Source organism: Pelatocladus sp. BLCC-F211 (assembly GCF_041928655.1).
Classification (GTDB): Bacteria; Cyanobacteriota; Cyanobacteriia; order Cyanobacteriales; family Nostocaceae; genus Pelatocladus.
In genome coordinates this window covers 1-13,490 of the sequence record NZ_JBHFLM010000103.1, presented here as the reverse complement: position 1 = coordinate 13,490, position 13,490 = coordinate 1, and the positions used below count along the sequence as shown (strand labels likewise).

General features: G+C 39.4%; 11 protein-coding genes. 7 read left to right on the top strand and 4 right to left on the bottom strand.

Annotated elements, in window-relative coordinates:
* Window positions 1-457: 457 nt before the first annotated feature.
* From ACE1AT_RS12595 to ACE1AT_RS12565, 7 genes are all read left to right on the top strand, one after another.
* A complete protein-coding gene (locus tag ACE1AT_RS12595) occupies window positions 458-880 on the top strand; it encodes a nuclear transport factor 2 family protein (RefSeq protein ID WP_374868747.1) in 423 nt (140 codons plus the stop codon).
* Between the two features lie 342 nt (window positions 881-1,222).
* On the top strand, window positions 1,223-2,395 hold the full coding sequence (gene sat, locus ACE1AT_RS12590) for a sulfate adenylyltransferase (protein WP_374868745.1): 1,173 nt from the start codon (window positions 1,223-1,225) through the stop codon (window positions 2,393-2,395).
* Between the two features lie 104 nt (window positions 2,396-2,499).
* Entirely contained in the window at window positions 2,500-4,692 is a 2,193-nt protein-coding gene (locus ACE1AT_RS12585; RefSeq protein WP_374868744.1) for a caspase family protein, read from the top strand.
* Between the two features lie 292 nt (window positions 4,693-4,984).
* Window positions 4,985-5,944: a hypothetical protein gene (locus ACE1AT_RS12580; protein ID WP_374868742.1), complete on the top strand. Its 960-nt coding sequence runs from the start codon at window positions 4,985-4,987 to the stop codon at window positions 5,942-5,944.
* A 646-nt stretch (window positions 5,945-6,590) separates the two neighbouring features.
* Complete coding sequence (locus tag ACE1AT_RS12575) at window positions 6,591-7,577, top strand: decaprenyl-phosphate phosphoribosyltransferase (protein ID WP_374868740.1); 987 nt, start codon at window positions 6,591-6,593, stop codon at window positions 7,575-7,577.
* A 45-nt stretch (window positions 7,578-7,622) separates the two neighbouring features.
* Window positions 7,623-8,252: a YqeG family HAD IIIA-type phosphatase gene (locus ACE1AT_RS12570; RefSeq protein ID WP_374868738.1), complete on the top strand. Its 630-nt coding sequence runs from the start codon at window positions 7,623-7,625 to the stop codon at window positions 8,250-8,252.
* A 209-nt stretch (window positions 8,253-8,461) separates the two neighbouring features.
* A complete protein-coding gene (locus tag ACE1AT_RS12565; protein ID WP_374868736.1) occupies window positions 8,462-9,991 on the top strand; it encodes a hypothetical protein in 1,530 nt (509 codons plus the stop codon).
* On the opposite strand, the gene ACE1AT_RS12560 is transcribed toward ACE1AT_RS12565, so the two are convergent.
* From ACE1AT_RS12560 to dtd, 4 genes are all read right to left on the bottom strand, one after another.
* Window positions 9,986-11,524, bottom strand: coding sequence for a DEAD/DEAH box helicase (locus tag ACE1AT_RS12560; RefSeq protein WP_374868734.1), 1,539 nt, complete (start codon window positions 11,522-11,524; stop codon window positions 9,986-9,988). The two genes, ACE1AT_RS12565 and ACE1AT_RS12560, sit on opposite strands and share 6 nt — an antisense overlap.
* 207 nt (window positions 11,525-11,731) lie before the next feature.
* On the bottom strand, window positions 11,732-12,232 hold the full coding sequence (locus tag ACE1AT_RS12555; protein ID WP_374868732.1) for a molybdenum cofactor biosynthesis protein B: 501 nt from the start codon (window positions 12,230-12,232) through the stop codon (window positions 11,732-11,734).
* Window positions 12,233-12,432: 200 nt separating this feature from the next.
* A complete protein-coding gene (psb28, locus tag ACE1AT_RS12550; protein ID WP_374868730.1) occupies window positions 12,433-12,768 on the bottom strand; it encodes a photosystem II reaction center protein Psb28 in 336 nt (111 codons plus the stop codon).
* Window positions 12,769-12,872: 104 nt separating this feature from the next.
* Entirely contained in the window at window positions 12,873-13,325 is a 453-nt protein-coding gene (gene dtd, locus ACE1AT_RS12545; protein ID WP_374868728.1) for a D-aminoacyl-tRNA deacylase, read from the bottom strand.
* Between the last annotated feature and the right edge of the window lie 165 nt (window positions 13,326-13,490).

Below are 13,490 nucleotides of genomic sequence, written 5' to 3'. Positions count from 1 at the left end.
AGAGTTGTAGCACCTGGCGTTTGAGGAACGTAGACGCGCCCTGCGCGGCTGATCGCAGAGTAACCCAACATTATCAAGGCTTTGTTGGGTTTCGCTTGCGCTCAACCCAACCTACATTTCTTCTTAACTGAACCGTATTGCCTTATTTCCAACTACTAAACTGCTCTTTATATCCTCATCAACTGATTGGGAAAATTGAAGAGCATTTTTCATATCAGTTTTGGTGCTTGGAAACCCAACACCTATCTTAATTTTTGTTGGGTTAGGCGTAATCTTAAACACAGAGTCACGCAGAGTGTTTCCGTATAGAATTCGCTACGAACTAATAAAACACTGTAGTAAGTTGTATTGATAGACTGACCACTAACTACTAGCCAATATAAAAAATACATCTCTAGCAGGTTTTAAATTAATTTTTATTTGTAAATTAATGGAAATATAAATTGGAGTTAATGTTATGGTTTTATCACAATCAGCTGCAAATACTACACAAGAATTAACTATTGAAGGAATTACAGAACCAATGATCCTCGGTTACTTTCAAACCTTAAATGCAGGAGATTTTGATGCTACTGCTAATTTATTTGCAAATGATGGTGTTATGCATCCACCATTTGAATCTGGGATAATAGGATCAGAGGCGATCGCTAATTATTTGAAAAAAGAAGCTTTAGGTATTAAAGCTTATCCTCAGCAAGGAATCTCTGAAACTTTAGAAGAAGGTCTTATTCAATTTCAGGTGAGAGGAAAAGCACAAACTTCTTGGTGTGGTGTTAATGTTTTATGGCAATTTGTCCTCAATCAGCAGCGAGAAATTCTTTATACTAAAATCAAATTGTTAGCTTCTCCTCAAGAATTGCTGAAAATGCAACGAAATTAGTTAAGTAAGATAGCGCAAATAACCAAAGGTTTGTAGTGAGGACTTTAGTCCTTTCTTGAGGACTAAAGTCCTCACTACGAACTTATTTGGATAATTTTAGCCAAATTCTTCTTGATCCGAAAAAGATACGCAGTCTTTTGTCATGCCTCAAAGTATAATTAACGCACTTGCTTAGTGAAAAAAGCTTTTAAAATCAGCGAAAATACATAATTTAACTGAAACGAATAAAAATTTATTTTACTTTTGAGTACAATTACAAATTTTGCTCTATACATACTGACATTTTGGTAAGTTATTAACATACCTTAAAAAAAACTGTATTTAGGCAAATAAGGGGCGAAGTTGAGTTATCATCCACAAGGCATTCCTCCTCACGGTGGGCAGTTAGTTAATCGCATTGCTACACCAGAACAAAAAGAAATATTTCTTTCCAAGGCCGAATTTTTGCCGCGCGTGCAGCTTGACCAGAGAGCTGTTTCTGATTTAGAAATGATTGCGATCGGTGGTTTTAGTCCGCTCACTGGTTTTATGAACCAGCAGGACTATGATCGCGTTGTTGCTGAAATGCGACTGGCTAACGGTACTGTGTGGTCAATTCCCATTACACTTTCAGTTAGCGAAGAAGTCGCAGGCTCTCTGACCGAAGGCGGTTTGGTGCGTTTGGATAACCCGGAAGGCAGATTTATCGGAGTTTTAGAACTAACTCAAAAATATCGCTATGACAAACAACGGGAAGCAATCAATGTCTATCGTACCGATGAAGAAAAACATCCCGGTGTGCAGGTAGTCTACAACCAAGGGCCTGTGAATCTTGCAGGTGATGTGTGGTTATTAGAACGCGATCCCCATCCCTACTTCCCCGCCTACCAAATTGATCCCGCCGAATCACGTCAATTATTCCAGCAGAAAGGCTGGAAAACTGTTGTTGGTTTCCAAACTCGTAACCCCATCCACCGCGCCCATGAATATATCCAAAAATGTGCGCTAGAAATCGTAGATGGTCTATTTTTGCATCCATTGGTAGGCGCAACAAAAGATGATGATATTCCTGCTGATGTGCGGATGCGTTGCTATGAAATTCTCCTAGAACATTACTATCCCGAAAATCGGGTGATTTTAGCAATTAACCCCTCAGCGATGCGTTACGCTGGACCACGTGAGGCAATTTTCCATGCTTTGATTCGCAAGAACTACGGCTGTACTCACTTTATCGTCGGGCGGGATCATGCAGGTGTTGGTGATTACTACGGAACCTATGACGCTCAATACATTTTCGCTGAGTTTAAACCAGAGGAAATTGGCATCACACCAATGATGTTTGAACATGCCTTCTACTGTACCCGTACTAAGCAGATGGCGACAACCAAAACTAGTCCCAGCAAGCCAGAAGAACGTGTTCACCTATCGGGTACAAAAGTACGAGAAATGTTGCGTCGGGGCGAGTTACCCCCACCAGAATTTTCTCGCCCAGAAGTAGCAGCAGAATTAGCACGGGCGATGAAAGTAGCTGTTTAGGGAATGGGGAAAGGGGATCGGAGATCCCCTTTCCCCAATCTTTACACTACAGCCCTCTGCCCGATAAGCTTAATAAGCTGGTGGACTAAGGGCTGATAGCAATTATGAAGCGGCGAACGTTTTTCCAACGGTTTGGCTCCATATTAGCGGTAATGGGTGTAGCAGAGGCTGAGTGGTTCCAATTAGGAACTCGTTATCAGCAGGCGTTAGCACAACCCAGTCCGCGTAAACTGGCATTATTGGTGGGTATTAACCAATATCGCCAAATTCCAGCGCTAGATGGTTGTCTAGTAGATGTGGAATTACAAAAAGAGGTTTTGATTCACCGTTTTGGGTTCAAAGCATCAGATATTTTGACTTTGACTGACGAACAAGCCAGCAGAGAATTTGTTGAATCTGCTTTTTGGGAGCATTTAATTGGACAAGCAAAACCTGGTGATGTGGTTGTTTTCCACTTTAGCGGCTATGGTAGTCGTGTCCGCTTGGGGGACTCATCAGAAGCAATGCAAAATGCTCTGGTTCCCGCAGATGGAATTGGAGTAAGTTCACAAGATCCAAAAACTGTCAACTATTTATTAGAAGAAACCCTACTATTGATGCTGCGATCGCTCCCTACAGATCGAGTTACAGCAGTATTAGATACTAGTTACTATACCCCTGATAGTTTGGTACTTCCTTTGCGAATTCGCGCCTGTCAGACGCCACAGGAAGCAATTTTAGTAGATGCAGAACTAGATTTGCAAAAACAACTCCGAGAAAAAGCCGCTACAGAACAGGTGGGAGTAGTATTGTCTGCAACTTCTGCTCCGAATCAAGTGGCACGAGAAATACAATATTCTGGTTTTAGCGCAGGATTATTTACATACGCCTTGACACAATATCTATGGGAAACAACACCAAAGATCACAATTCCCGCATTTATCTCCCGTGTGGGGAGTGCAATGCAGCAGTTGGGTAGCACACAGCAACCAAGCTTATTGCTCGCCAAGAAAAATCAACAACGAGTCCAATTTATCGAGAACTTTTTCCCAGATACGGTTAGTGCAGAGGGAGTCATCACAGCAACCGAAGAAGATGCTAAAACAGCACTGGTGTGGTTAGCAGGAATTCCACCCCATGTACTGGAACACTACAGTGCAAATTCTCGATTGACTCTGGTGAACCAAACAGGTGCAACTACAGAATTGATCTTGCGATCGCGTAGTGGTTTAACAGCAAAAACTCAAATTTCTTCTTCTGAAGATAAAACTTTTCCCCAAGTCGGACAACTCGTCCAAGAATCAGTACGAGTCTTACCCCGAAACATCAACTTAATAGTTGCTCTCGATGGAGAATTAGAAAGAATTGAACGAGTAGATGCTACCAGCGCCTTTGCTACCGTCGCTCATGTGACGAGTGTAGTCGCAGGAGAACAAACAGCCGACTACGTATTTGGTAAACGTCCAGATAGCAAAAACAAAGATTTCATCGCTTCTACCTCATTGATTGTCTCTCCCAGTCGCTATGGCTTGTTTTCTCCCAGCAGCGAAAAAATTCCCAATTCTTTTGGCGAAGCAGGAGAAGCAGTCAAAGTAGCAGTACAGAGGTTAAGTCCAAAACTGCAAACCCTTTTAGCAGCAAAATTGTGGCGACTCACAGACAACGAAGGTTCTTCTCGCTTGAGTGTGAAGGCAAGTCTAGAGATAATTAGTGGTATTGCGCCTCGCACAGTCATGCATCGCGAAACACTGCGAACTGCAACTCAAGAATCTACTAGCAAGAAATCAGCTAGTAATGAAATCGGACATATAGCCACCATACCTATCGGTAGTCGAGTACATTATCGTGTGCAAAACACGGGCAACAGCCCAATATACTGTATGCTTTTAGGACTAAATAGCGCGAAGAATGCGATCGCTCTCTATCCGTGGCAAAAAGTTACAGAAACTGATGAATCCTCAGAACCACAGCTGACTAATATTACCATTGCTTCCGGCGAAACCCTGACTCTACCACAAACCACATCTGGCTTTGAATGGGTAATTCAAGGGCCACCTTCCTTTAGTGAAACCCAATTAATCTTTAGCACGGCTCCTTTTACCCAAACCCTCGACGCCTTAAAAGCTGCTAAACATCCCCGCGCCGATCAACAACGTATTCTCCCAATATTAAATCCGCTAGAAGTTGCCTATGGTCTTCTGCAAGATTTACACAACGCCAGTACAGCAAAAGTTGATTCTAATACTATACCTGCTGACTCCTATGTATTGGATGTAAATAATTGGGCAAGTTTAGGTTTTGGATTTCAGGTAGTGTAATTACGTAATTTACAGTGTTATTTTTGATAGATAACTGTAAATGACTCAACTTTTTGAATAAACCATTTTGTGGGAGTGTACTGTTGTACGCTCCCACAAATTATTGTGGTTCAAATGCATAAAAATTTGAAAACTTGTTATGCACATTACAAATATTACTTGTTATTTATAAATACAGATGTGTAAATCAAAATTTTTACGTCAAGTTTTGTAAAATACTTCTTCACAAGTTACTCACATTTTCTTCCTATTTTAGGAATATAACAAATATAGAAAAGTGAGAGTGAAAATTATGCTTTTAGCACAAAAAAAAGAGGCTCAAAAATATCTTCAACAAATTTCTCAAGAATTAGATGCTGATATTTTTGTTTTCCATGCAGACATGGAACATAGAGAAGTAAATCATTTGATTGAGAAAGTTAAAGAAATTAGAAACTCTTCCCAGAGCAAAAGTCACGTTGCTCTCTTTTTAACGACTTATGGAGGAGATCTAAATTCAGCCTATAGATTAGCAAGATTCTTGAAGAAAAATTACAAGAAGCTCATTCTTTTTATTTTCTGGCGCTGTAAAAGTGCGGGAACGCTGTTATCTATTGCATCTGATGAAATTGTGATGTCTGATTCAGGTGAGTTAGGACCTCTTGATGTCCAAGTTATGAAAGATGGTGATATCGCCACGGAATCAGGTTTAAATATACAACAGTCTCTAAAAGTCATTAGTGAACAAGCACCTAAAATGTTTGATCAGGTCTTGAGTGGCATTTATTTCTCAGATTCAGGATTGAGAAAAATCGTTCCTTTAAAAGTATTAGAGGATATTGCTGCTAGGATTACTATTCATTTGCTTGCACCAATTTCAACTCAGATTCAGCCTGCACGTCTTGGAGAACTAGAGAGAGAGATAAGTGTTGCAAGAGATTATGGAACAAGACTAAATAAAGACAGGCTTAAGATTACAGAACAGCTGATCAGAGACTATCCTTCACATGGTTTTGTAATTGATTATGAAGAGGTACGGGAATTATTTGGTGATTGTGTTAGAGAACCTAAAGAAACAGAAATTAGCTTGCAAAAACTGATATCTGAGATTCCATATGAAGAAAATTATGAGTTAATAGGTTCCCTCGAAAAACTTTTAGAAGAGACACCAGTAGAAGATGAAGTAGAGATTCAGAATGATAGCAATGATGACATTAATGAGAGTGATAATAATCGGGTTCAAGTAAATACAGAAGAAACTGTTGCAGCCTAGTCGTGCCTGAAAAATAGTAGTTTAGTTTACAAGGTGAATCAGTGGAGCAGTAACAAAAAAGCGGTAAAGCTTTCGGAGGTTAAATCCACAGCTAGCCAAAAAAGAATGAATGCGATCGCCAGCTAATTTTACCTTCAATTCAAAGCTAGAGCCAGTTTGACGTCATGATGCAGTAGATTCAACTGACTCTCCAGTAAAGGTACTCTTCCTCTACTGGTATCCTCTTTTCACCAAAATTACTGCTCATTTTCACCTGCTTTTGCAAGCATTGGACGATTTTCTGGCAATCTTACACACATTTTTTTCTTGGAAATCCCTCTTAATGCTGGATTTCATATATTTTTCAGAACTAGCTATGAGTCACGAATTTATTTTAGGGCGGGATTTTGGACAAAACCCTGATCAGTATTGGATAGCTTTCTGATTCTTTATCAAATCTTAAATTTAGAATTACTAAGAATTACCGGAAAAGATTATATAAAACTTTAATAAAAATTGTATAAAGAATTTCTTCATATACTTAAAGCATTACTTAGTCAAGGTAATATCTAGCAAGTAAAGTTCTAAAGGTTTTTACTTTTGCAAGTTATAAACCTGGAAAAGTTGTGAAATCTCATTCTCTTAATTATAGAGAGGCTTGATATTTATGAGCTCTCGACTTACTTCACTTGTTGGAAAATCTTCAGTTGCTATAGCAACTAACTCCAAAAAATTGATGTATCATTTAGCTGCTCTACGACCGCGACAATGGACAAAAAACTTAGTAGTGTTTGCAGCGCCGTTGTTTGCTTTTAGTATTAATTTGCAATCTTCACTAGGTAGCTTACTAGCATTTGTATTATTTTGTTGTGCATCAAGTGGTTTTTACTTAATCAATGATATCGCAGATGTCAAATCTGACCGTCAGCATCCTGTCAAGTGTAAGCGGCCAATTGCTGCTGGATTAGTCACCATCCCCGTTGCTATTGGAATGGCCTTGGTGCTACTAGCCAGCGCCCTGATTGTTGGGTGGTTGAAATCGCCCCAATTGGGTGCAGCTATCACCGCATACGCCTTATTACAAATCGCCTATAATCTGCGGCTAAAACGGATGGTGATTTTGGACATTGGGTCTATTGCTATGGGATTTGTGCTGCGAGCTTATGCCGGTTCTGCTGCCACCGACATTATTTTATCTTCTTGGTTTGTGCTGTGTACTGCTATGTTGGCACTCTTTTTAGCAATTGAGAAACGCAAAGCAGAATTGCGATTGGCTCAAAAAAAAGGTGCTAAACCTCGTGCTGTCCTAAAGCGTTATTCCTTACCACTGCTCAACCGAATGGAGAATGTAGTCACAACAGGAACGCTTGTCAGTTATGCTCTTTGGAGTTCTGGCCCAGTAGTAAACGGTGCTTCAACTTCCTGGATGTTACTGACCTCACCTTTTGTCTTGTATGGGATTTTTCGCTATCAATTACTCAGTGACCCACAAGAGATTGCTATTTACGTAGATCAGGACACTGAAAAAGGGGGACATAGTGAGCGCCCGGAAGAGGTTTTGTTAAAGGATGTGCCACTCTTAGTAACCGTTGTTAGTTGGGTTATTACTTGTTTTGTAATTCTCTGGCTGAAACAGCAAGGGTGGATACAGTAGTTGTTTGAAAATATCAGCAAAGAGTCCGTCTAAAGAAATTTCTAGATGTTCAAATTCAAGACTTTATTGTTCCAAATATTCAGACTTGTTGCCGACAGTCTGCACTTTTTGCTTCAGAAAACTAACCGACCAAGTTTTAAAGAAAATCCTTACAGATTACCAAGACAAGCTTATACACTTAATGACATTGACATTGTCTGGCTGCAAACCTGTGGAATTAAAGGAATAATTCTTGATTTAGACAACACTATTGTGTCTGAAGATGATCGCTACTTATCTCCAGGTGCAGAAGATTGGATCAGCCAAGCAAAGTTAGCCGGATTGCTATTTTTTATCCTTTCAAATGGGAAACGTCGCTATCGCGTCAAATTTTGGTCTCATCGTCTTGATATTCCAGCTCTCAGTCCAGCCAAAAAGCCATTTCCATCAGCATTTCGTCATGCAATGGGTCATATAGGGCTACCAGCTAAACACGTTGTCGTCATTGGCGATAGTTTACATACTGACGCTTTAGGAGCATGGCTGTGTCGGTGTCGCTATATCCAAGTTGCTAGTTTACCCCATCCGCCCCGATGGTGGGAAAAACTCGCAGGTAAATGGGTGCAAACACCTTATCCAGAGGAAGCCGAACTTTGGGAATTTGATGCTGCTGTTGGCTATGAAAAATTTTTCTAAATTTGTATTTTCTTCAAAAATATAAAGTGAGTAAATTTTCATCATGAGCAACCAGTTAATTTTTAGTTTCTTGATTTTCATCACAGTAGCGTTAAGACTAATTTTTAGTAATTTTTGTTCGCCTGAATGGTAATTATACACAGGTGAATAAGTATTCATGGAAAATTAAAACACATTAAAAAATTATAATTGATTTTTGTGATGGAATTATGGATAAAGCATCCTTTATACCCAATCAAGATCAACAGCAAAATAACAGTTGGAAATTCGAGGTTATTTTAATCATTGTATTATGCATTCTATTTTTATTGGTTGGCTTAGTAGTAGCATCTAGAATAGAGCCAGTATGGACAGATGAAGTTATGTTCACAGATCCACCCAACAATCTTTACTTTGGTAAAGGGTGGATATCTACAGCATGGTATTACCAAACAAAAGAAGAATTTTGGGCCGGTAATCTCCCACTTCATGAAATCATTCTTTACCACTGGCTCAAAATTTTTGGCTTTAGTCTAACAGCAGTCAGATCGATGAACTATTTTCTGATAGTTGGCTCTGTGTTAATGCTCTGGCTATCTGTGATTAGGCTCAAATTAATTAATTCACCTTGGAGCAGAATTACCTTAATTTGTCTGATACTTTCAAGTTCGGGTATTAGCTTTAGTTACAGTAGTGGACGTGCGGACTCTATTGCAATTACTGTTGCTTCCGCAGCCTTACTTGCATACACAATCACATCTCCTTGGTTACGTTGCGTTAGTTTGGCATGTATTGGTATTTTTATTCCCATTGCAGGACTACAACTGCTTGCTTATGTAATTGTCCTTTGTGGAGTCTTACTATTTTATTTGAGAAAATTATTAATTAAAGAGTTCGTCTCCCTGGGAATTGGAGTAGTTTTAGGAGTAATATTTCTTTATACTCTCTATTTTACAAATGGAGTTTGGTTTAAATTTATTCTATCAACCTTTGGTTCACAGCATATACTAACTGGTCAAGTTGCTCAGGCAATTGTTCAGGGTGATGACAAAGGTATACTCAAAATTTTGAGCCTACAAAAAGTTTTCATTATAGATTTTAGTACAGCATTCTTACATTTGCTGACACTAACTCTGGTTATTTATCAACTTTTTAAGCGGCAATTTAAATTTTACTCACCTATTTCCTTTGGGTTTGTAGGGGGATTGTTTATTCCTCTAGCAATTGTGATTGCTGGTAAATATCCTCATTACTATACCTGGATGGCATTTATTCCCATGGCCATCTGCATTTGCTCAGAGCTAGATAACTTTTCCTTATCTGGTAGCAAAAAATGGATTAATTTAACAGCCGTATTAATCTTATTAATTGCTTCTTTGGGTGGATTTCCGGCGAAAGCTAGCCTAGCAATTAATGAATGGGAAACGAGAAATTATGCAAATGTAGAAGCTTTTGTCCAAAAAAATGTCAAAAAGAGTGATTGGGTCTATTGTGACTACGGAGCATATTATGCTGCTTATAAAAATGCTGAACTAGTTTTTCTTCCCAGTTATGCAAGAATGCTTTCCAACGAAGAAAAACAGAAAATTACAACACTGATTATAGATCCAAAGAAATTGAAAGAAATGACCGATAAATTGGGAGGTGATTGGAAAGATACTGGCGAAGCACTAATTAAGAAGTCTTTGATTTCCTTTCAAGATGATACAAATAATTATTTTTACAACTTAAGAGTTTTTAAGAGAAAAAGTGTTTCATAGATACTTATTATCAGACTGATCTTCTTTTTTAGACTTCTTATGATCAACTGAATAATTGATCTCTAACTGCTCCGCAGCGCGATAACTTCTTTCCTCACCAGTACCATAAACAACTTGCAACTTTCCTCTTTCCTCCTTCTTTCTTTGTGTCCTTTGTGGTTCATTTCTCACTCCTCTTCTTCTCGCCGAAGTTCCCTCTTCTGCTGTATCTTCTGCAACTACCTCATACAAAATCGCCTGCTTATTATTATCCTTACCTTTCCTTAACACCCTTCCCAATCTCTGAGTATATTCCCTAGCCGAACCCGTACCAGATAAAATAATTGCTACACTTGCTGCGGGTACATCTACACCCTCATTCAACACATGGGAAGCTACCAAAGTTTTATACTCCCCTTCACGAAACTTTGTTAAAACCTCGTGACGTTCTTTTACAGGCGTTTGATGAGTAATAGCAGGAACTAGAAACTCCTGAGAAATTCGATAAACGGTAGTATTATCAGCCGTAAAAATTAAAGTTCTTTCTGGATAATGCTTGGCTAGTAAATTCGCTAAAATTCTTAACTTTCCATCTGTACCGACAGCAATCTCTTTGGCTTGCCGATGTGCTAACATCGCTCTACGCCCTGCTTGCGATCGCGCACTCATTTGGACGAATTTTTGCCAACCCTGAATACTCCCTAAAGAAATTTTTGCTTGCTGCAAAAAATCATTGCGGGTTTGAATCAACTCGTTGTATCTTTGGCGTTCGTGCTGCGATAGCTTGACTTTAATTTGCACAATTTCGTGTTCTGCTAAGGCTTTTCCCGCCAAATCCTCAGCCCTTTTGCGATAAACTTCCGGCCCAATTAGGATATTCAAATCGGTATGTTTACCGTCGCTGCGTTCTGGTGTCGCCGATAGTCCTAAACGATAAGGTGCGATCGCATATTCTGCAATTACCCGATTAAAATCAGTTGGTAGATGATGACACTCATCAAAAATCAACAACCCATACTGATTTCCCAAGCTTTCAGCATGAATGGCGGCGCTATCGTAAGTTGCAACTAGTATTGCTGTTTTATCGCGCGAACCACCCCCCAGTAACCCTACCTCTGCATCCGGAAACGCTGACATCAAATGTGCATACCACTGATGCATTAAATCCAGTGTTGGCACTACAATCAGCGTGCTACGCGGCGTCGCTTCCATCGCCATTTGCGCCAAATAAGTTTTTCCGGCTGCGGTAGGTAATACTACTACTCCTTGTCTTCCCGCCAACTTCCAAGCTGTTAACGCCTCGCTTTGATGGGGATAGGGTTCCATTTCTAAACTCGAAAGCAATTCAAGAGAATTAAAACCCTTCGCTTCATCAACAAAATAGGTATCTTCCGCTTGTAGTGCTTCCACTAAAGGACGATATCTAATCGCCGGAATGCGGAATTTTTCAACTCTATCATCCCATACGGCGTAATCAGTCCAAGCCTTACCACGTGGTGGTGGATGTAAAATTAATGTGCCACGATCAAAAGTTAATGTTGGGGTACGAGCCATTTAATTATTCGTTCTACTAACAAAATTTACTAAACTTACTCCCTTAACAAAAATAACTAAAAACGTGCGTGATGAAACTGATGTTGCACTCCAAAATCATGCGTGAGAGATTGGTAAGGGCTTTTGCTATGAGTGCGATCGCTTAAGTTTCAAAACAGCTAATCACAGAGAAATCCCACAACCAAGCATAAAATCCCCGCTCCCCATTCACCGCAACAAACTAACCAAATGGCTAAGTTCTGGTAAAATCAATTTTTCCATCGCTAGTCTTACTGCATTGCTAGAACCAGGAACAGAAAAGATTAATTTACTTTGATAAACACCAGCAACCGCGCGAGATGCGATCGCTCGCGAACCAATTTCTTGATAACTTAAAAAGCGGAACAACTCGCCAAATCCAGGTAAAGTTTTTTCTAATAACTTTTCTATGGCATCATAGGTAGTATCTCTCGGTGCAATACCTGTGCCACCGTTAAAAATTACAGCATCTAAATCGGAATTCTTCCCCAGCTGTTCTAACTCTGTTTGAATCTGGGCTGGTTCATCTTTAATAATCGTATAAGCTCCGACTTTATGATGAGCATCACGGAGTAATTGTTGAATTAACTGACCACTTTTATCTGTTGATTCGGAACGAGTATCGCTAACGGTAACTACAGCACAAGTTACCGTCATAATTTGAGAATCTGAATGAGGGATATTAGTCATTGGTCATTTGTCCCTTGTTTTTTGTGATCGATACTTGTTTGATACTACAGAGCAAGCAGATTTATCTATGGAGTCAATCCAAAATCTATAGACGCACGAAGTGCGGCTACCTTTGGAAGCCACTCCGTGTCTACTCGACAGAGTAATCCAAAATCTAAAATCGAATGACCAATAATTAATGACTAATGACCAATGACTCCTTAAGATTGATTAAATCCCAAGTCATTTTCTTCTGCATATCTTTGCATAAACCGCATAAAGCGATCCCATTGTTCTTTAGATTTCATTACGTAAACAGCTTCTAAAGCTTCTGGTTTACCGTTGATAAATTTACCTTTGACTTCGCGGGTGACAATTTCCCCTTCTTCGTCAATCATATACATGCCAGTGATCTCTTCGGTATTCCCACTATCTAATGCTTTGGGATTTTGAAAAATAAACGTTGCAGTACCACTGTCACCAGTGCGCGATCGCGTCAAACGCACTTCTGGAATTACGTCTTCGTCAATACCTTTAGAAAACTGGATTTTTACCATGATGAGTGAATTTAAAGTTTTGTGATGTTTAAATTAATATTTTCTCATCTTTTAGTACCAATAAGTCTAGATAATAATGAGATTGATTGCCTATGTGTAAATACTTATGTATTTTCTTTTTCTAGTATTAAGGTTACAGGGCCGTCATTTTCAATAGCAACTTGCATCATTGCCCCAAATTTGCCAGTTTCTACCCTTAAACCACTCTTGCGTAACTTAGCAACAAAACAGTTATATAAATTTTCAGCAGTTTGAGGAGTTGCGGAACGGTCAAAAGAAGGTCGTCGCCCTTTGCGACAATCCCCATAAAGTGTGAACTGACTAACTACCAGCAACTCACCACCAATCTCCTGTACAGATTTTTGCCACCTGTCACCGCCTTCTTGGTCAGAAAACAGTCGTAATTCTAAACATTTACGTACTATCCAGTCAACTTCGGCATCAGTATCAGTCTCAGCAATACCGACAAGCAAATTCAGTCCTTGTCCAATTTTGCCGATAATTTCACCATTAACTATAACTTGAGATGATTTAACTCGTTGGATGACGACGCGCATTTCTTAAAATAAAGTCTTAAGTGTTATTAAACCACGTCTACTTTGAGAACTGTAGTTTTGTAGGTTGGGTGTAGCGACAGCGAAACCCAACATTATAGTCTGGTTAATGTTGGGTTACACTCCGTTCCACCCAACCTACATAATGTCCTTTTTGAAAAACTCCTC

What these genes read in the sequence shown, in the direction of transcription:
- ACE1AT_RS12565 (WP_374868736.1), top strand. Translation starts at nt 8,462, where the DNA reads ATGGATAAAGCATCCTTTATACCCAATCAAGATCAACAGCAAAATAAC.
- ACE1AT_RS12570 (WP_374868738.1), top strand. Translation starts at nt 7,623, where the DNA reads ATGTTCAAATTCAAGACTTTATTGTTCCAAATATTCAGACTTGTTGCC.
- psb28 (WP_374868730.1), bottom strand. Translation starts at nt 12,768, where the DNA reads ATGGTAAAAATCCAGTTTTCTAAAGGTATTGACGAAGACGTAATTCCA.
- ACE1AT_RS12575 (WP_374868740.1), top strand. Translation starts at nt 6,591, where the DNA reads ATGAGCTCTCGACTTACTTCACTTGTTGGAAAATCTTCAGTTGCTATA.
- ACE1AT_RS12560 (WP_374868734.1), bottom strand. Translation starts at nt 11,524, where the DNA reads ATGGCTCGTACCCCAACATTAACTTTTGATCGTGGCACATTAATTTTA.
- dtd (WP_374868728.1), bottom strand. Translation starts at nt 13,325, where the DNA reads ATGCGCGTCGTCATCCAACGAGTTAAATCATCTCAAGTTATAGTTAAT.
- ACE1AT_RS12580 (WP_374868742.1), top strand. Translation starts at nt 4,985, where the DNA reads ATGCTTTTAGCACAAAAAAAAGAGGCTCAAAAATATCTTCAACAAATT.
- ACE1AT_RS12595 (WP_374868747.1), top strand. Translation starts at nt 458, where the DNA reads ATGGTTTTATCACAATCAGCTGCAAATACTACACAAGAATTAACTATT.
- ACE1AT_RS12585 (WP_374868744.1), top strand. Translation starts at nt 2,500, where the DNA reads ATGAAGCGGCGAACGTTTTTCCAACGGTTTGGCTCCATATTAGCGGTA.
- ACE1AT_RS12555 (WP_374868732.1), bottom strand. Translation starts at nt 12,232, where the DNA reads ATGACTAATATCCCTCATTCAGATTCTCAAATTATGACGGTAACTTGT.